The 17,950-nt window shown below is 65.9% G+C and carries 20 protein-coding genes and 2 tRNA genes; 11 read left to right on the forward strand and 11 right to left on the reverse strand.

What is annotated here, in order from left to right:
* From ELR45_RS13865 to ELR45_RS13885, 5 genes are all read right to left on the reverse strand, one after another.
* Positions 1–977, reverse strand: a 977-nt coding sequence (locus tag ELR45_RS13865) for an Rv1681 family radical SAM protein (RefSeq protein WP_165367761.1), incomplete at its 3' end; no start/stop codon positions are given.
* Positions 971–1,786, reverse strand: coding sequence for an Rv1680 family SBP-like protein (locus tag ELR45_RS13870; protein ID WP_129666909.1), 816 nt, complete (start codon positions 1,784–1,786; stop codon positions 971–973). The genes ELR45_RS13865 and ELR45_RS13870, both read right to left, overlap by 7 nt.
* 10 nt (positions 1,787–1,796) lie before the next feature.
* Entirely contained in the window at positions 1,797–2,954 is a 1,158-nt protein-coding gene (gene fadE16 / locus ELR45_RS13875) for an Rv1679 family acyl-CoA dehydrogenase (RefSeq protein ID WP_129666911.1), read from the reverse strand.
* Complete coding sequence (locus tag ELR45_RS13880; protein ID WP_129666913.1) at positions 2,951–3,343, reverse strand: Rv1678 family membrane protein; 393 nt, start codon at positions 3,341–3,343, stop codon at positions 2,951–2,953. Before ELR45_RS13880 ends, fadE16 begins: the two co-directional genes overlap by 4 nt.
* Positions 3,340–3,879, reverse strand: a complete 540-nt coding sequence (locus ELR45_RS13885) for a TQO small subunit DoxD (protein ID WP_129666915.1) — start codon at positions 3,877–3,879, stop codon at positions 3,340–3,342. Before ELR45_RS13885 ends, ELR45_RS13880 begins: the two co-directional genes overlap by 4 nt.
* A gap of 247 nt (positions 3,880–4,126) precedes the next feature.
* Between ELR45_RS13885 and ELR45_RS13890 the strand changes: the two genes are divergently transcribed.
* The 3 genes from ELR45_RS13890 (at position 4,127) to ELR45_RS13900 (ending at position 5,245) form a co-directional block, all read left to right on the forward strand.
* Positions 4,127–4,318 (forward strand): hypothetical protein, encoded by a 192-nt coding sequence (locus ELR45_RS13890; RefSeq protein ID WP_129666917.1) that lies wholly within the window; start codon positions 4,127–4,129, stop codon positions 4,316–4,318.
* Between the two features lie 42 nt (positions 4,319–4,360).
* Positions 4,361–4,849 carry a hypothetical protein gene (locus ELR45_RS13895; protein WP_129666919.1) on the forward strand — a complete coding sequence of 163 codons (489 nt, stop codon included), beginning with the start codon at positions 4,361–4,363 and terminating at the stop codon, positions 4,847–4,849.
* A 96-nt stretch (positions 4,850–4,945) separates the two neighbouring features.
* Positions 4,946–5,245: a GatB/YqeY domain-containing protein gene (locus tag ELR45_RS13900; protein ID WP_129666921.1), complete on the forward strand. Its 300-nt coding sequence runs from the start codon at positions 4,946–4,948 to the stop codon at positions 5,243–5,245.
* A 99-nt stretch (positions 5,246–5,344) separates the two neighbouring features.
* Here ELR45_RS13900 and ELR45_RS13905 read toward each other — a convergent pair.
* Positions 5,345–5,436 (reverse strand) — tRNA-Ser (locus tag ELR45_RS13905).
* A 66-nt stretch (positions 5,437–5,502) separates the two neighbouring features.
* On the opposite strand from ELR45_RS13905, the gene ELR45_RS13910 reads away from it, so the two are divergent.
* Both ELR45_RS13910 and ELR45_RS13915 read left to right on the forward strand, forming a co-directional pair.
* Positions 5,503–6,174, forward strand: a complete 672-nt coding sequence (locus tag ELR45_RS13910; RefSeq protein WP_165367762.1) for a phosphoribosyltransferase — start codon at positions 5,503–5,505, stop codon at positions 6,172–6,174.
* Positions 6,175–6,343: 169 nt separating this feature from the next.
* Positions 6,344–8,008 (forward strand): LCP family protein, encoded by a 1,665-nt coding sequence (locus ELR45_RS13915; protein WP_129666925.1) that lies wholly within the window; start codon positions 6,344–6,346, stop codon positions 8,006–8,008.
* An 82-nt stretch (positions 8,009–8,090) separates the two neighbouring features.
* On the opposite strand, the gene ELR45_RS13920 is transcribed toward ELR45_RS13915, so the two are convergent.
* Complete coding sequence (locus ELR45_RS13920; protein WP_129666927.1) at positions 8,091–9,923, reverse strand: phosphoenolpyruvate carboxykinase (GTP); 1,833 nt, start codon at positions 9,921–9,923, stop codon at positions 8,091–8,093.
* 371 nt (positions 9,924–10,294) lie between these two features.
* Between ELR45_RS13920 and ELR45_RS13925 the strand changes: the two genes are divergently transcribed.
* Positions 10,295–10,370 (forward strand) — tRNA-Arg (locus tag ELR45_RS13925).
* A 199-nt stretch (positions 10,371–10,569) separates the two neighbouring features.
* Here ELR45_RS13925 and ELR45_RS13930 read toward each other — a convergent pair.
* A complete protein-coding gene (locus ELR45_RS13930; RefSeq protein ID WP_129666929.1) occupies positions 10,570–11,736 on the reverse strand; it encodes an Arm DNA-binding domain-containing protein in 1,167 nt (388 codons plus the stop codon).
* Between ELR45_RS13930 and ELR45_RS35190 the strand changes: the two genes are divergently transcribed.
* The 3 genes from ELR45_RS35190 to ELR45_RS13940 all read left to right on the forward strand — a co-directional run bounded on the left by ELR45_RS35190 (position 11,735) and on the right by ELR45_RS13940 (position 13,650).
* The gene (locus tag ELR45_RS35190) at positions 11,735–11,884 is read left to right on the forward strand and encodes a hypothetical protein (RefSeq protein WP_165367763.1); all 150 of its coding nucleotides are present in this window, start codon (positions 11,735–11,737) and stop codon (positions 11,882–11,884) included. The two genes, ELR45_RS13930 and ELR45_RS35190, sit on opposite strands and share 2 nt — an antisense overlap.
* A 5-nt stretch (positions 11,885–11,889) precedes the next feature.
* Positions 11,890–12,438 (forward strand): hypothetical protein, encoded by a 549-nt coding sequence (locus ELR45_RS13935; protein ID WP_129666931.1) that lies wholly within the window; start codon positions 11,890–11,892, stop codon positions 12,436–12,438.
* 381 nt (positions 12,439–12,819) lie between these two features.
* Positions 12,820–13,650 carry a transglutaminase-like domain-containing protein gene (locus tag ELR45_RS13940; protein ID WP_129666933.1) on the forward strand — a complete coding sequence of 277 codons (831 nt, stop codon included), beginning with the start codon at positions 12,820–12,822 and terminating at the stop codon, positions 13,648–13,650.
* Between the two features lie 60 nt (positions 13,651–13,710).
* Here ELR45_RS13940 and ELR45_RS13945 read toward each other — a convergent pair whose 3' ends face one another.
* Positions 13,711–14,886, reverse strand: a complete 1,176-nt coding sequence (locus tag ELR45_RS13945) for a cytochrome P450 (RefSeq protein WP_129666935.1) — start codon at positions 14,884–14,886, stop codon at positions 13,711–13,713.
* An 88-nt stretch (positions 14,887–14,974) separates the two neighbouring features.
* On the opposite strand from ELR45_RS13945, the gene ELR45_RS13950 reads away from it, so the two are divergent.
* Positions 14,975–15,583, forward strand: a complete 609-nt coding sequence (locus tag ELR45_RS13950) for a TetR/AcrR family transcriptional regulator (protein ID WP_129666937.1) — start codon at positions 14,975–14,977, stop codon at positions 15,581–15,583.
* 26 nt (positions 15,584–15,609) lie between these two features.
* On the opposite strand, the gene ELR45_RS13955 is transcribed toward ELR45_RS13950, so the two are convergent.
* On the reverse strand, positions 15,610–16,092 hold the full coding sequence (locus tag ELR45_RS13955; RefSeq protein WP_129666939.1) for a DUF6221 family protein: 483 nt from the start codon (positions 16,090–16,092) through the stop codon (positions 15,610–15,612).
* 86 nt (positions 16,093–16,178) lie between these two features.
* Positions 16,179–16,952 (reverse strand): TetR/AcrR family transcriptional regulator, encoded by a 774-nt coding sequence (locus ELR45_RS13960; RefSeq protein WP_129666941.1) that lies wholly within the window; start codon positions 16,950–16,952, stop codon positions 16,179–16,181.
* Between the two features lie 202 nt (positions 16,953–17,154).
* Here ELR45_RS13960 and ELR45_RS35195 point away from each other — a divergent pair.
* Positions 17,155–17,950 (forward strand): MMPL family transporter (locus tag ELR45_RS35195; RefSeq protein WP_165367764.1); only part of this gene is annotated, 796 nt, incomplete at its 3' end.

The following is a 17,950-nucleotide window of genomic DNA, read 5'->3' on the forward strand; positions in this document are numbered from 1 at the left end:
GTTTCCCGCCGGTAGGCGGCGAAGCGTCGTTGTACCTCATCGATCGCATCGCCCAACGGGAACAACTCACGGGTGACGAGCTGGTCCTCATGGTCCGCCGCGACCGGATGCCAGTACACGCCCTCTGCTGTCACGGTCACCTCCGGCACGAGTGACTCGACGGTGAGCGCGATACCGTCGTCGGCGAAGCCCCGCTGGGCGAGCGGACGGATGATCTGATCCGCGCGATCGATGCCGAGGCCGTCCAGAAGCTCGTGGAAGGCCGCCATCTGTTCCGCGCCCGCGTCACCGCCCGCCACGGTCGCGGCGACCCGCACCCGGAACCTCTCGTCCAGGGCGGTGCAGATGCCTTCCATCGCGCGTTGCCAGCTACCGGAACCGCGGTGCAGGTCGTGCAGATCCGGCGTCGCCGAGTCGAGGCTGATCTGCAACGCGAGCCCGTCCCGTGGCATCGCCTGCAGCATGCGAAGGCGCCTGCCGCGGAAGAGCATGCCGTTGGTGAGCACCGTCGTCGGGAGCCGGGCGACACAGTCACTGACGATCTCGTCCAGCTCGAGCAGCAGGAACGGCTCACCCCCGGTGAGGTAGACCTCGCTCACGCCATGCTCCGCTCCCTGCGCGACCAGTCTGCGGATCCGTTCCGGCCCGATGGCGCGCCGCTGAGTCTGCGGCGATGAACGAGCGCAGCAGTAGTCGCACGCGAGGTTGCAGTCGAAGTTCGTGTAGATCCAGAGCCGGGTGCCCGGTCTGCGATCCGCCGGGAGCTCGGCGAGCACAGCCTCGTCGTCTGGGACCGGTCCGCGCATGATCACGGCGACGCCGTCGCCGGCGGAGAGCAGCCGGTGGCCGGCAAGCTCGCACCAGCGTGCGACCACATCGGCGTCACCGCCGGCGATCGGCACCTGCACCCGCTCGCCGACTGTCGCCGTGCTCATCCGGTCGACCAGGTCCAGAACGACCCTCGGGTTGCCTACCATCGGGCCGGGATCCTTTGCTCTTCGACGGCTCGGAACAGCGACGTGTATCCCTCCAGGTTCGGCAGCACCCACTCCCGGCGCAGCCCTTCCAGTTCCATGATCGTGCGGTGTCTCGGGTCGTCCCAGGACATCGCCAGCAAATGACTCACCCAGGGCTCGCGTACCTCGTCGGGAAGGGTGTCCAGCGCGGTGAAGTTGCAGTGGCAGTACTCGGGGGATCGCCAGAGCTCGGCGAGCGCGTCCGGCATCAGCTCGTCCTGGCCGATCGCCTCCCACGTGTTGATGCCGAGCGCGACGGCGTCGGCTTCCTCATCCAGGAGCGCCCGGATCGCATCCAGCTCGCTGCGCCCGGTGTCGCCGTGCTTGCCCAGGTCGGAGTCGAGACGGATCAGCTCCACGTCGTCGGATCCCAGGCCCGCGTCCCGCAGGTACTGAACCGGCAGGATCGCCGCCTGGGCCGAGTCGCGGGAGCCGAGCGCCACCCGGCGCCCGCGCAGATCGGCGAGATCATTGAGCCCCGCTCCGGCGCGCGTGGCGAATACCGTGCGGAAGTCCAGGTCGACATCGCGCATGGCCAGCGCCTGGCAGCGCCCGTCGGTCTGAAGCACGGTCCGGACCCAGGCCAGGTTCGTGTTCCAGGCGATGTCGATGGTGCCGTCGAGTAGAGCATCCACCTGACGGCCGTAGTTGGAGAACAGGACGAAGTCCGTCTCGACCGGGCTGTCCGCGAAGTAGTCTCGGATGCCTTCCCAGATCGGAACGACGTTGGTCGTGTAGGCGACAGCGCCTACCAGCACGGATTTTGTCATCGCAGCCACCTCACTCGAACAGCGGCAGGCCGGTGATCGCCTTGCCGTAGAAGTCGTACAGGACGTCGGCGGTCGGTGCCATCACATGCCCGGCCCGGGCGTCGCGGAAGTACCGCTCCAGCTGCAGGTGGTGCGAGAACGCCGCACCACCGCAGACGCGCATCGCGGCGTCGGTGATGCGCAACGCCGCGTCGTTCGCGAATGCCTTCACACCGAGGACGTGCAGCATGGTTCCGTCGTCCGGGGAGGCCAGGCTGCGGGCCGCGGTGTCGACGTAGGAGCGGGTGGCGGTCACATCAAGGGACATCCGGGACAGCTGCGCCCGGATCGTGGGGAGCTGCGCCAGCGACTCGCCGAGATGCTCCAGCCTGGAACCGGACGCGTGGGCGACGGCCGCGTCCACGGCGGCCTGCGAGAGGCCCACCGAGACGGCCGCGTTGCCCAGGTTGAACCACGGCATCACCGCATCCAGCAGCAGCTGGAAACCGCCGCCGGACGGCCCGATCCGGTCGTCGCCGCTCACATCGAGCTGGAAGGTCATGGGCGACGACGCGTTGCCGCGTAGGCCGAGTCCGCGCCACGGGCCTGCCACCGAGACGCCGTCGCGCCCGGCAGGGACGGCGTAGATGTCGACTGCCGATTCCCCGGCCGCGTTCTCGGGCGGGGCCAACGTCGAGGTGACGTAGACGTCGGCGTGGCCGGCCGAGGTGACGAAGCTCTTCTTGGCATCCAGTGTCACCGCGTCGGCGGTGCCGTTCGATGCTTGCCCTTGGGACGTCGGCGCCCAGAAATGAGACCGCGAGCCCGGCTCGGAGAAGGCCAGGGTGCCGAGCGTCGTTCCGTCGGCCATCTGCCCGAGCAGCTTCGGATGGCCAGGCGGGGGAGCCGCCGCGACCGTCATCGCGGCACTGACGTGCATGAGATAGATCATGGCGGTGGATCCGCAGGCGGACGCGACGTGCGCCAGGGCACGGGCCAGAGCCTGCGGGCCGCCACCCATGCCGCCGACGTCGGCGGGAAGGGTGAGCCCGAGCAGTCCGCTTCCGCGAAGAGCCGTGACGGCTTCCTCCGGAAACCGGCCGGTGGCGTCGACGTCGGGCGCCGCGGCACGCGCGGCGTCGAGGACCGGCGCCAGGGCGTCGTCAAGGTGTTCGTCGGTGAGAGTCATCTACTTCCTTCCGGATGGGGTTCGTTGCTTGCACGTGGCGTCGAACCGACGGCGACGAGTCCGGCACCGAGTCCGAGCCAGAACGAGGCGGTGCTCATGTTGCTGCTCAGCCAGTCGTTACCTGTAGCCGTCGAGACCACCTGCACGACGGCTGTGGCGAGGAACGCCAAGCCGGCGACGACGGCCAGACCACGGCGGCGGAGCCATCCGGCGAGGCAGGCGAGTAGGCCGACTCCGACGGCGATCGCGACAGAGGCGCCGCCGATCCTGATGAATCGGAACTCGTCCAGTGCCTCTGCGACGAAGACCACGCTGAGGATCGACGCGGCTCCCAGAACAACGCAGGCACGGTCGATCGGATCCGGTGCGGTCGGGACGCGCGGGGTCATGACACCCGCTCCAGTATCCGGGCCACGGCGGTGTCGCGACTGCGCCAGACGGGCCGCAGCACACCGTCGAGTCCGCCGTACCGACCGGCCGCGGTGGCGAAGAGCATCGCGTGGGCCAGGAACATCAGCAGGTACGCCCAGTACCACTCGTGGGGCGCGTTGAGGGTGGAGAGCGAGATGACGATGCTCTGGCCCATGCCGACGACCGCCCACGCCCGCGTGGCCAGCCCGACGAGGAGGAAGGCTCCGAGCGAGGCTTCGATGATCAACACGAGCCAGCCGAAGAACGTGAAGTTCGGTAGGACCACGTTGTCGACGAACCACGCGTATGGGGCCAGCACCTCGTGTTCGACCGCTTGGAGCGTCCAGCGGTAGAGGGTGCGTGGTGGATCGCCTTCACCGAAGTCGGGCGGCTGTTTCCAGGATGTGTTGTCGATCCACAGCAAGGCCACCCCGACGCGGGTCGCGGCGAGAATCCAGCCGCTGAGCCGTGAGGTTACCGGTGCCTCGTGCCCTCGGAGTTGCTCTGCCGTCATGGGCATGTCCGCTTCGTCGCGTTGTCGGAGCGCGTCGGGGGCGTTCATTCACCCCCGACGCGCTTGGTTCGATCGAAGCACGTGGCGCGCACCATGATCCTTACAATGTGCGAAACGACTGGCGGGCACGCTGCTCTCGGGGCATGCTTGTACCTGGCAGTTTCGTTCCACAACGTCCGGTTTCGCGCGGCTGACGTGCGCGTGGTCGGGCTCGGCTGAGGGGCCGGATCAGAACCCGGGGGAGTCGATGAGTGCGCAGGTCGCGATCGTGTGTGACCGATGTGGCGATATCGGAGCCGTTGGGGCCGCGGCACAGGAGCTCAGAGCCGGTCTGAACGGCTGGGCCTGGCGCAACGGTCTGGACACCTGTCCGTTGTGCCGCCTGGTGACGTCGGATCTCGCACAGGCGGGGCGGACGGAGAACGGCACCACCCGGTAGCCGGTTTGGTGGCATGTGCTGGCTGCATGTGACACTGATGATGTGACTCGTACCGTGTATCGTGCTCCGGCTGCGCTCGGCGTGCGCGGGTTCGGGTTCGGCGCCGCCGGGCTGGGCTTGTCGGTGATCGGCGCGACCCTCGTCGGGGCGGCCGACCCCGATGGTGCGCTGGGCGCGATGTCGTGGGCAGGGTTGGCGGTGTTCGCCGCCGTCTCACTCGTCTTCTTCGCCACCGGACTCGTCAGGGTGGCCGGCCTGCGTGGCCGCCTGGTGCTGGACGACGACGGCTTCGTCAACGCCACCGGACCTGGCGCTGGGGTTCGCAAAGTGGCGTGGCGTGATGTCCGGAAAGTCCAGACGGACGGCTCGGTGGTGTCCGTTGACGTCGCCGGTAGCAAGCAGAGCCTGATCCGTACCGCGGCCTTGGACGTCGACCCGCGGGAACTTGCCCGCGAGCTGCGTTCGCGGCTCAACCGGCACCGGGGGTACACGCCTCTCGGGACCGCTGAAGCCCATCAGGTCGATAGCTGACCCGGACGGTCTGCCGGTATCGAAGTCGTGTTCGTGGCGCCGTCGGCGGGAGAAAACATGTCGCGGATCGTCGTCGCTCCTTGAGACTCTCGGTGGGTGACGACCAATATCAAAGAGACTTTGCAGCGTGAGCTCACCGCCTCCGTACGCGCCCGCGACGACGTTCGCAAGCGCACACTTCGCATCATCATGGGGCTGATCCACTCGGCGGAGGCACGCGATGCCACTGTCGAGAACCCGGTGGCCAGAGATCTCAGCGACGACGAGATCCTCGAGGTTCTGAGCGGCGAGGCCGAACGTCGTAAACGTGTGATCGCCACGTACCAGGAAACCGGTCAGAACGATCGAGCGAGAACCGAGCGTGACGAGCTCGCCGTTCTCGAGACGTACCTGTAGACCGTTGCCGATATACCAGACCATGCGAAACCGCAGCTGAGACCAGCCGCGAGCTGGGCCGATCTCGTTACCAGACCGGCCCAGCGCCGGTGCTGGTTGTGGCGGAGGCGGCGGGATTTGAACCCGCGAGAGGGGTGAACCTCAACCCGCTTAGCAGGCGGGCGCCATAAACCGGACTAGGCGACGCCTCCACACCGAGGAAAACCTGCGGCTTGGCAAGGGTACCCGTACAGCCCATGAGAGGGCAAAGTCGAAGTATGAACCTCACCCGAGGGCCATGGCGAGACCGAGCTGACGCCGGTCGCGAGCTGGCCGAGGCGGTCCGGGGCGCACTCGCGGCACCCGGCGGCCGGGAGCTCGTACCGGTGGTGCTCGGGCTGCCACGCGGAGGTGTGGTCGTGGCGTCGGAAGTGGCCACCGCCTTGGGCGCGGACCTGGACGTGCTCGTGGTCCGTAAGGTCGGAGTTCCCTGGCATCGGGAGCTCGCTTTGGGCGCGGTCACCGCGTCGGGCGTCCGAGTGCACAACGCCGAGGTCTTCCGGCAGGCGCACCTCAGCGAACACGACATGGAAGCGGCGTTCGCCACGGCGGAGCGTGAGGCCGGTGAGCGGGAGCAATGGTTCAGGGCGGGCCGCCCCGCTGTCGCGGTCGGTGGCCGGCGAGCGATCGTCGTCGATGACGGGATCGCCACCGGCGCGACGACACTCGCCGCGGTTCAGCTGCTCCGGAATATGGATCCACCACCCGCACTCGTCATGCTCGCGGTCCCCGTCGCGCCGCGCGAGACGGTGAACCGGCTTGCGTCTCACGTCGACACACTTGTGGTGCTCCACGGGCCTGTGAACTTCGCTGCAGTCGGCGAGTGGTTTCTCGACTTCACCCAGGTCAGCGACGCTGAGGTGCAGCAGATCATGGAGGGGGCGAGGTGACTGGACTGGCGAGACACGCCAGTGAAGTTGTTGATTTACCTCACATTCTGCAACCTTGTCACCGAGTTGTGCGTCGTACAAGTGAAGTTCGACGGGTCGCAGCGCCAAGAAAGCCTATACCCCTTAGACTGGCTCGCGGCCGAATGATCGTCAACGGAAGGCTGGAGTCGTGAGCAGAGCGAGGACCCGAGACGGGGCTCGTAGCGCTCGACTTGCGACGCGCCGGAGGCAGAAGAAGCAACGCTACGGCCGGTTCCTCGGCTTCGCCGCGTTGGGCTCCCTTGTGCCCGGAACCGGTTTGATCGCTGCGGGCAAGCGACGCCTCGGGACCTTCCTTCTGGTGATGCTCGGCTTGGTCGCGGCAATAGCGCTCGCCGTGGTGATCCTGGTCCCTCACCGGCGGCTTCTATCTTACAGCGGTGATCGTCAGATGTTGCTGACGGTCGGCGTTGCGCTCGCCGGGGCCGCGGCGCTCTGGCTGATCGTCGCGCTGACCAGCCACCGCCTCCTTGAACCCGAAGGGCTGCCGGCAGGTAAGCGCCTTGCCGGTGCCCTGGTGGTGGTCGCGGCGACATCACTGGTCGTCTCACCATTGGCGGTCACCGCCAAGAACGCGTTCACCCAGCGTGACCTGATCGGCGCCATCTCCTCAAGTGGCGAGAGCCATACGACGCCGCATATCGAGGACAAGCGTGATCCGTGGGCGGACAAACCGCGCTTGAACGTCCTTCTCCTCGGCAGCGACGCGGGAGACGGCCGCGAGGGCGTCCGCCCGGACACCCAGATCGTCGCCAGTATCGACACGCAGACGGGCGACACGACGACGATCTCCATCCCTCGCAACCTCCAGGGCTTCCCGTACCCAGACGAGAGCCCGCTCTCCGAGATCTACCCTGACGGATGGAACGGCCCTGCTGGTGACGATCCCGGTGAGTGGATGATCAATGCGGTATTCCGCAACGTCCCGGCGACGCATCCCGAGGTCTTCGAAGGTGTGGGCAACCCGGGAGCGGACGCCACCAAGTGGGCCGTCGAAGGCGCGCTGGGCATCGACATCGACTACTTCATGATGGTCAACCTGGAGGGCTTCGCGTACATCGTGGACGCTCTCGGAGGCGTCACTCTCGATGTTCCGCGCGACATCCCGATCGGTAACAAGGAGCTTCCCGGCGGTGGGTGCACCACGCCGCGCGGTTATGTCCAAGCCGGCGACAACCAAGAGCTCAACGGCGATGACGCGCTGTGGTTCGCGCGCTCGAGGTGCGGATCCGACGACTACGACCGGATGGCGCGCCAGCAGTGCGTGATCAACGCGATCGTCGATGAGGCGGACCCGAGGACGCTGGTCACCCAGTACCAGAGCTTGGCCTCGGCGACGGCGGACACGGTGGAGACCGACGTGCCGGACGATCTCTTCCCGGCGCTGATCGACCTGCTGATGGATGTACAGGGCGGCACCATGGAGAGTCTGACGCTCGACAATGACTTCTTCTCAGAGATGGGGACGACGTCGTCGAACCCGGACTATGACCAGGTCCATGAGCGCATAGACGAGATCCTCGAGCCCGCCGGCGAGAGCGACGGCTCGCAGGACCAGCCCGAGGAGGACACGTCGCGCGCCGACCCGTCGGACGAAGCGGACGCGTCAGAGACCGACACGGAAGACAATCATGCGGCGTCCAGCACCAGCGACTCCGACACGACTGACTCCGAGGTTGTGAGCGCGGCCGAGGATTTTCCCTCCGACGGCACCGATGACGGCGATGAGACGGCCGAAGACGGAGAGGACGAGCCGGCGGGAGACGAGCCGGTCGAGACCGAGTCCGCCTGCTGACTCAGCAGCTTTGCCAACACAAAGGTGCCGCCCCGGGCTACCGGGACGGCACCTTTCACCTGGGTGAGGCCACACGTGCGTGTCAGTCCATGCCCAGCCGGGCCTTCAGGCCGTCGAGCTCCGCCCGGAGGAGGGTGGGCAGCTTGTCGCCGAACTTGTCGAACCATTCCTTGATCCCGGGCACCTCATTGCGCCATTCGTCGGGGTCGACCTCGAGGCATGCCTCCAGCTGCTCCCGGGTCAGGGACAGCCCGTCGATGTCCAGGGACTCGGGCGTGGGGACATGGCCGATCGGCGTCTCGACCGCGGACGCCATACCCTCGAGCCGCTCGATCACCCACTTGAGAACGCGGCCGTTCTCGCCGAAGCCGGGCCAGATGAAGCTGCCCTCCTCGTCCCGCCGGAACCAGTTGACGTAGAAGATCTTCGGGACCTTGGCGGCGTCGGCTTCCTTGCCGACTGAGATCCAATGCCCGAAGTAGTCTCCGCCGTTGTAGCCGATGAACGGCAGCATCGCCATCGGGTCACGACGGACGACGCCCACCTTGCCTGCCGCCGCGGCGGTCGTCTCGGACGAGAGCGTGGCACCCATGAAGACGCCGTGGGTCCAGTCCCGCGATTCTGTGACGAGTGGGATCGTCGTCGCCCGGCGTCCGCCGAACAGGATCGCCGAGATCGGGACGCCTCGTGGGTCGTCGTACTCATCAGCGATGATGGGGCATTGCGTAATGGGTGTGCAGAATCGGGAGTTCGGATGCGAGGACGGTTCATCGGAGTGCGGAGTCCAGTCGCGTCCCTTCCAATCGGTCAGGTGCGCGGGAGCTTCGTCGGTCATGCCCTCCCACCAGATATCGCCGTCATCTGTGAGAGCGACGTTGGTGAAGACGCTGTTACCTTGCGCGATGGTGCGCATCGCGTTCGGGTTGGTGTCCCAGCCGGTGCCTGGGGCGACTCCGAAAAGGCCGTACTCGGGGTTGAGGGCGTAGAGCCGGCCATCGTCGCCGAAACGCATCCAGGCGATGTCGTCACCCAGCGTTTCGACCTTCCAGCCTGGGATGGTCGGTTCCAGCATGGCCAGGTTGGTCTTGCCGCATGCCGACGGGAACGCGGCGGCGATGTAGCGGACGACGCCCTGCGGTGACGTGAGCTTCAGGATGAGCATGTGCTCGGCGAGCCAGCCTTCGTCGCGGGCCATGGCGCTGGCGATCCGCAGCGAGTAGCACTTCTTTCCGAGCAGAGAGTTGCCACCGTAGCCGGAGCCGTACGACCAGATCATGCGTTCCTCGGGGAACTGCGTGATGTACTTCGTCTGGTTGCACGGCCACGGGACATCCTGCTGACCAGGCTCGAGCGGTGCGCCCACGGAGTGCAGACAGGGCACGAAGTCAGCTGTGGTCCCCATCGCTTCGAGGATGCGGGCCCCCATGCGAGCCATGATCCGCATGGAGGCCACGACGTATCCGGAGTCGGTGAGCTCGACGCCGAACATGGGGTTGGGCGAGTCGACCGGGCCCATGCAGAACGGGATGACGTACATGGTTCGCCCGCGCATACAGCCGCGGTACAGCTTGGTCATCTCGGCCTTCATCTCGGCCGGATCGCGCCAGTTGTTGGTAGGGCCGGCGTCGGCCTCGTCGACAGAGCAGATGAACGTACGCTCCTCGACCCGGGCGACGTCGCTGGGGTCGGTGCGTGCCCAGAACGAGTTGGGCTTCTTCTCGAGACGGACGAGGGTTCCGGCGTCGACGAGCTCGTCGGTGAGCACGTTCCACTCGGCGTCGGAACCGTCGCACCAGTGGATCCGGTCCGGCTGGGTCAGTTCGGCGACCTCCCGCACCCACGCGAGCAGGCGGGGATGCGAGGTCGGGGCGTCGTCGAAGTCGTAGGCGGTGTGTTGGTCGACGATTGCTGTCATGGTGGTCGGCTCACCCTCTCTTGCGACGTCCTGTGAGGCGGAGTCTGGCGGCGGGTACGCGAACGTCGCCCGAGCCAGGCCCTTCTGGAACGGGTCGTCGTCCGGTGGATTACCCCGACCGTATGGGCTTATCTCATCTCGTGGAATGCCATCAAGGGTGAAGAGTTTCACAAACCATGTCTTAAATCCACGCAAAACGGACATTGGTTCGGACCTCAACGGACCAAGAAGATTTGTTGGTCCGTACCAGATCGCATGATCGTCCCGATCGTGCCGAAGAGCCGAGGAGTGGGTCCGTGAGGCCCGAGGTAGCGCCGATTTCATCTTCGCGGGCTTCGCCCGGTACACTCGTTCCTCGGTCCGGCAATTAGGCGCCCCTAGCTCAACGGATAGAGCATCTGACTACGGATCAGAAGGTTGGGGGTTCGAATCCCTCGGGGCGCGCCAAAGCGAAGTGGCTGGTCAGAGCGATCTGACCGGCCACTTTCTCGTTTTGTGACCACACGCGACGACCATGATCTGGACGATCACATACACATCTGTCGCGGACCCTCAGTGCGGCTGCGCCGGGCCGGATGTCAGGCTCGCCCCGTAACATGCCCGGCTATGGCGGATGACGTACTCAATTACTCCCAGCCCGGTCCCTTCACGAGCCTGAATGTGACGCAGATCGTGCAGCCTGATCGGCGGCAACCGGCCTCGAAAGAGAGCCGTTCGAACGTGTCTGAGACCTGCTCCGGGTCAAGGATCGAGCCGTCCTCGCGGGTGAACACGTACGGCGTCTCCGTCCACGCGCTGCCCATTGAGTCCGCTCCTGGCCATGCGCTTGCAGGTGCGCCCGCAGCACTTCCACCGTGCCGGCATCCAGCGCCACCGTGGCATCGGACGCGTCGGTCTTCACCGGACCGGGAGTGATCTTTCCTCCAGGCTTGCTGACCTGCCATTGCGCCGATATCAGGCCGGCCTGCAGATCGACGTCCTCGCGGCGGAGTCCGCATGCTTCGCCACGCCTCAAGCCACGAAGTGCGATCAAGTGAAACAACGCATAGAGACGATGCTGGGCGACGTGATCGAAGTACCGGCCCACCTGGGCAGGAGTCCACACCATGACGGCGGACGGCCGCGCCGACGTGTTGCGCCACACCTTGAATGCGGACGCGTTGGCAGCCCGCTTACGGGCCGCAGCCAGTCGGGTCTCGTACTCGGCGCTCCACTGAAGGACGCGGGCGTCCTGCCACACCCTGGTCTTAGGACGCTTCCCTGATGGGAGCTTGACCAGCTCGGCCACGTTGACCGACACCAGCCCTTCACGCACCGCGTCGTTGAGTGCGGCTCGCAGTGTGGCCCGGAAGCGCTGAACCGACGCAGGCGCCAAGTCGAGTGAGTCCAGGGCGTCCTGAACGTGGGTCCGGCGCATCGCGCTAAGTTCGTGCCGGCCGACCTTCGGGATCCACAGCGCAGTGATGTGGTGGGTGTAGCTGACTCTGGTGGCGTCGCGGATGTCGGTCTTGCCCTTGATCCATTCGCGGAGGTACTCAGCCACCGTGATCTTACGGCTGACGTCGACGCCCTTGGTTGCCTTCCCTCTCATCTCGTCCAGTGCATCCTGCGCATCCTTGCGACGGGCGAAGCCACCACGACGGACGGTGCGCCGCTTGCCGGTCTCGTCCGGCTCGAGACCGTGGTGGTGGGGTGGAGCAGCTTGCCGAGTTGGTCTCCGGCGGGGCGCCCTGGGTTGGATAGGTTGTCGCTCATGGTAACCCACATGCGAAGACCTATGAAGGCCTTTATAGAGCTTCATGATGGTTCGCATGGGTATAGCGAAGGCCGTCTACGTCAAGGACGACGACGTGCGCCTCTGGGAGCGTGCCGAGCAATACGCGAAGGCGAGACGACTCACCATGTCCGCGCTCGTGCTGACCGCGCTAGAGGCTTATCTGGACGAGCGCGACGACGGGTAGAAGCCATGGACGCGGCACAGTGGGCGCTAAGGATTGCGGGACTCTCCCTGCTAGTGAGCGTGTTGTCGCTCACCTGGCAGATCATCACCTGGGTCCGTCAGTCCGCCCGGATCAAGGTCGAGCTGCGATGGGGCGGCGTGTCCGAGGACTGGCAATACACGGTAACTGGCGATCCGAAGAACGTCGTGAAGGCGCTGGCCCAGGTCGACCCCACGGAGTACCCCATTCCCGTGGCCGCCCTGGTCATCCGCAACGTGGGGCGCTCGGCGATGTCCATCCAGGATGCCGGCATCCAGTTCCCGGAGGGCTTCACCTACCGTCATCGCGACATTAACCAGTACGCAGACGTCTCAAAACCCTTGCCGCCTGGCGACGTGCTCCACGTTCCCGTCCCGATTGCGCACCTGTTCCAGGTCTGGGCAGACCACGGGGGCAATTTGCATACGACCAGGATCCGCGGTATCGCGTTCCTCGGCAACGGCAAGACCAGCGTGAGCGAGCGGTTCACACTCAGCAGGTCCGATCAGCCCTTCATCGAGGAGCGGTTCGACTGAGCCCCAGCCAGGCGACAGTCAAGATCATCGTGGGAGCCCGATGGGAGCCCGGCAGAATCACTCCAGCCCGGACTCCGGCGGCAGATCCGACACAGACCGACACGCACGGATGGCGTTGACCAGCGAGAACGTCACGGCGCGTCATTTCCGTCACGTTCCGTCACGTTCTGATTGCGTCTACGGATCAGAAGGTTGGGGGTTCGAATCCCTCGGGGCGCGCCAAGGTGAAGTGGTTGGTCAGAGTGATCTGGCCAGCCACTTTCTCGTTTTGTGACCACACGTGACGACCATGATCTGGACGATCACATATACATCTGTCGCGGACCCTCAGTGCGGCTGTGCCGGGCCGGATGTCAGGCCCGCCCCGTAACATGCCCGGCTATGGCGGATGACGTACTCAACTACTCCCAGCCCGGTCCCTTCACGAGCCTGAACGTGACGCAGCTCAAGCTGATCGAAGGTCTGCCGGACAATCCCATTGGTATCTGTGCCGCCGCGCAGAGCCTGGTCATTCAGCCAGCGGACGCTACTGCGTCGGGGATCGCCGAGGACCGGCTCGCGGAGAAGAACATCCGGCCGGTCAGCGAGCTGATCGCCGTACTGACCGCTCTCGATCCGTCACCGTTGCACCAGGCCCGAACCACTGACGCACGAGTGATCGGTACATGCCGCCACTTCGCCACCCTCGCCTGTGCTTTCCTGCGGGCGCGGGGCATTCCCTCACGGGCCCGATGCGGCTTCGGAACCTACTTTCTGGAGGGGCGCGGCGTCGACCATTGGATCATCGAGTTCTGGGACGCCGATGAGCGCCGCTGGGTGCGGGTCGACGTCGAGCACCTCGGCAAGCACTATGTCGAGTGCACTGAGGACCTCGCGCCGGGCGAGTTCCTCACCGGGGGTGAGGCATGGCTCCAATACCGCCAAGGATTGGTCGACGGGCAGATGTTCGGGGTAGCCGGTGTCGATTACGCCTGGGGGCCGGCAGAGATCAGCGGCAACACCATCCGCGATCTCGCTGCGCTCGGCAAGCGGGAAATGCTGCCCTGGGATGAATGGGGCCGTATGACCGACGCCTATGAGGGCAAGACGGGGCCCGACTACGACCAGCTCATCGACGAGGTCGCCGATGCGTGCTCCAAAGGCGAGCCGCTGGCCTTGACTCGCCTGTTCGCCAGCGAGGAACTGGCAGTTCCCCGCCACCTGGATGGGTGAGTGGCCGCGGGCCGAAGGCGAGTGTCGGCTGCGTCGAGACAGAACGCGTGACTGGTCCTGTCACCAGCGCACTGGGAGCTCGGCCAGGCCGCCGGTCAACACATCGTCGCGCAGTGTCAGCTCTGGTACCTCGACCGCCAGCCGCAGGATGGGGAACCGCGACACGAGTTGGGAGAACACCACTTGCAACTCGATTCGCGCCAGCGGCGCGCCGATGCAGTACCGGGCTCCGTGGCCGAAGGTGAGATGTGACGTGGCGACGCGGGTGACGTCAACGTTGTCGGGGTTGGGGAAGACCGCCGGATCGTGGTTGGCCGCGCCGATATCCAGCAGTACGAGATCGCCCGCTTGGATGGTGGCCCCGCCGACGTCCAGGTCGGTACGTGCGTAGCGAGGGATTCCTCCGCCGCCTTTGCTCGGAGCCCGCAGCATTTCCTCGACCGCGTGCGGAATCAGGCTTGTGTCGTCCAGCACGGCATTCCATTGGTCGAGATTGGTGAGGAGTAGCAAGGCTCCCAAGCCGATCTGGACGACGGTGGTCTCGTGTCCGGCGAACAGCAGTGCCATGGACATCCCGGCAGCCTCGGTGTCGGAGACTCCGTCGACGGCACACAACCGCGAGATCACGTCGTCGCCGGGGTCTCGTCGTTTCTGTGCGACCAGCTTCATGCCGTACTGGAAGAGCTCGCCCATTCCTCGCTCGGAACGCTCCCGGTCGCGTGTGTTGGCAGCGTCCTGAGTCCAGGAGCGGAACTGGTCGCGGTCTTCGTAAGGGACGCCGAGCAGTTCACAGATCACGAGGACGGGCAGTGGCAGCGCCAATGCCGCGTGCAGGTCTGCCGGAGACCCCTGCTCGGTCATCTGGTCCAGTAGCTGCGTGGTCAGCGCCTCGACGCGGGGGCGTAGGCCACGCATGTGCTTTGGTGAGAAGAGGGGCTGCAGCAAAGACCGCATGCGTGCATGGTCGGCCTGCTCGGTGTCGAAGTTGCCCAGCGGGCCACCGAACATCGCCGACTCGCCGGTCCGTGCGGCCGTGTCAGGCGTGGGATGGGAGCGGCCGAGCCGGTCATCGTCGAGGAGCAGTCGCACTTCGGCATGACCTGTGACCAGCCACGCCTCGTCGCCTACCGCGGTGCGTACACGATGGAGCGGGCCGTGCGACTGCAGTTGGCGTAACAGTGGTGCGACCTGCAGCGGGTGTGTCTGCTCGAACGGCAGCTGCGCTAAGGCGTCCATGGGTCCTCCGAAAGTCAACTGGTCTTGTACAAGATGACTTAAACAACTTACTTGTATAGTCTGGCTTAAACAAGAGGAGGCTGATGCCATGGCAGATGACGGACAATCCGCGAGACCGGACCCGGTGGGCCAGCCTGAGCGTGTTCGCCGGATGCCCCGCGCCGAGCGGCGTCAGCAGATCATCGATTCGGCCACCCGTGCCTTCGGTCGTGGGGGATTCGCCGCTACCGGACTCGATGAGGTGGCCGCCGAAGCCGGTGTCACCCACGTGATCCTCTACCGGCATTTCGCCTCGAAGAGCGACCTCTACCGCGCTGTGCTGGAGCGAGCGTGTGCGCGACTCGAGGATGCCGTGGGGACGGACGGCTTCGACGAGACGAGCCTGCCTGCGCTCCTACGGGCGGCCGCCGCGGACCCGGACGGATTCAAACTTCTCTTCCTGCACGCGGCCAGGGAGCCGGAGTTCCGTGACGTGATCGACACGATCCGGTCCGGGTCGACGCAGGTCGCCCGGCGTCACCTCGCCGATTCGATTCCGGATGGTGCTTGGCGTGACTGGGCCGCGCGAGTGGTGCCGGCCTTCACTCTGGAAGCCGTGGTTGCCTGGCTTGACCTGGGCCAGCCCGATCCGGATCAGGCGGCCGAGCGGATCAGCAGTTCCATCCATGGCATCATTCGGGCTGCCCACGGGGGCTGATCGCGTCGAACAACGACGCCCGTCCGTCAGCCGTCGAACGCCGGTGGTTCGGAACCCTCGGACCCCGGCGGCGGCTCTGGGGTGCGGTCGTCGTCGGGGTCGTGCCCTCCCCAGCCGTGGTACCAGTCCGCGTGGTCTTTCCAGCCTCTGGCCAGGATGTACAGGAACGGTTCGTCGGTGAACCGCGCGGCCGGTGCTTCCCGGCGCGATATGCAATCGCGCGTGATCTCCCGGCGATTGTGGATCCGGAAGAGGACCTGGGCCGGATCGCGTTCGGAGACGTGCCAGCCGTCTTGTGCGCAGCTGCAGACGAGGGGAGCGAGAGCCGTCTGCTCGACCTCATCGGGCACGATGGTGGAGTCCGTGCCGAGGACGATGACCTCCCCTCCCTCGCCCGCATCCAATGACGCCCCCGCCGCGATGGCTTGGAGCGTCACCGCCTCGGCTTCGTCGAGCCTGCGCATGACGAAGTCCGCAGCGTCGGGGTGCCATCCCACATGCGAACCCATGAGCACAAATTACTCCCACGATCCGTCCAGGTTCTACACGTACATCGTGATCGACAGTGATCGGAGTGTAGAGGGCCATACGCTGCTCAGCTGTCTCCGTCGGCGGGCCACGGATAACCGGAGGTCAGCGCGGTCAGCTGCACGACTGTGTTGAATAGGGCGTCGCTGCCCTCGGGGCCGATGAATCCGAAGTGGCCGTAGGTCTCCAGGGAGATGAAGCCGTGCAGCATCGACCAGGACGTCAAGCAGGCCTGGAAGAACTCCGGTGGAAGTGGTCCCGCTCCGGCCGGGGTCATGACTTCGTCCTCGTCTTTCGCCGGCTTGTGCAGCGCCTTGTCGACGTGGGTGATCATCGGCGACCTGAGCTCGCCTCGCTGGCCGGCGTCGAGAAACATCGCCTTCAGCTGCATCATGGCGCGTTGAGCGGCTTCCGTGGTGGGTCCCTCTTCGGGAGCGACGTAGCCGGGCAGGGGCAGGCCGAAGATCAGGGCGAAGCGCTCCGGCTCACGGTTGGCCCATGCGCGGTATGCGGCGGCGACGGCGTAGAAGCGGCCGGGTAGGTCGTCGGGGTCCACGGCTTCGCGTGCTTGCGCGACCTTGTTGCCGAGGTCGTCGTAGGCATCGACGATCATCGCGGTCAGCAGCTCGTCCCGGTCGTTGAAATACCGGTACAGGGCCGGGGCGGTCATGCCCATCTCGCGGGCGATCTCGGAAAACTTCAGGTCTGTTCTGCCCTGCTCATGCATGATCCGCAGAGCCGTCTCCTTGATCTCGTCGATGGTCGCGGCCCGTGCGCGCTCACGCCGTGTGGGCCGTGCCGGACTGCCACCCACGTCGTCTGTCATCTGCGTCGCATCCATGCCGCGTAGCTCCTTACAGCTGTGCCGGAACCGCCGACTCCGGTCGAGGGGCGGTTCTCAGATGAACGTTCCGTTAATCATCGTTACAGAAGTGAAGGCCCTTGACAAGCCGAACCTGCCTGGCGAATAGTAATGATGCATAACCAACGTGATTTGGCATCATGCACGTCACGGTCCGTCTCGTCACTTACAAGGGATCACCATGACGACCTCCACCTCCACACACGAACGGAAGACCGTTTCCCCGCCCGGACCTGGGCCGCTCGGCAGGCTGGCGGGCTTCGCCTTCCGCCGTCGCGGCCGAGTGATCCTCGCGTGGATCGTCGCGATCGCAGCGGCATTCGGGCTGTCGACCGCCTTCGCCGGTGACTTCGCGGCGGACTACTCGGCTCCCGGCTCGGACTCCAAACAGGCTCAAGATCTGCTCAGCGACCGATTCCCCGCGTTCGCCGGCGATACGGTCGACGTCGTCGTCCGTGCCGACGACGTCACCGCTCCTGACGTCCAGACTGACGTCGACGCACTTCTCGGTGAGCTCGCCGAAGCTCCGCACGTCGCCGCTGCCGGCGACCCGTACGCGGAGCCGGGCGGCATCTCCGAGGACGGCCAAACTCTCGCCACCCAGCTCAGGCTGACGTACGAGAACGGCGCCAACGTGCCCGAGGAGGACAGCGAGAGGCTGCTCACCGTGGCCGAGGAGGCCGAGCGGCCGGGTCTCGAGATCGCACTCGGAGGGCAGTCGATCCAGCTGGCAGAGCAGGGCGAGATCGGCTCGGAGGGGATCGCTCTGGTTGCGGCGGCCTTCATCCTGCTGGTCACCTTCGGCACCGTGGTGGCTGCCGGACTGCCGTTGCTGGTGGCGGTATCGGGTCTCGGCGTGAGTGCCATGCTGACCGGCCTGGTCGCCGCGCTGATCGACGTGCCCGACTGGTCCACTGCCCTGGCTACGATGCTCGGCATCGCGCTCGGGATCGACTACGTCCTGCTCATGGTGACCC

The sequence above is a fragment of the Phytoactinopolyspora endophytica genome, assembly GCF_004138495.1.
Taxonomy (GTDB): domain Bacteria; phylum Actinomycetota; class Actinomycetes; order Jiangellales; family Jiangellaceae; genus Phytoactinopolyspora; species Phytoactinopolyspora endophytica.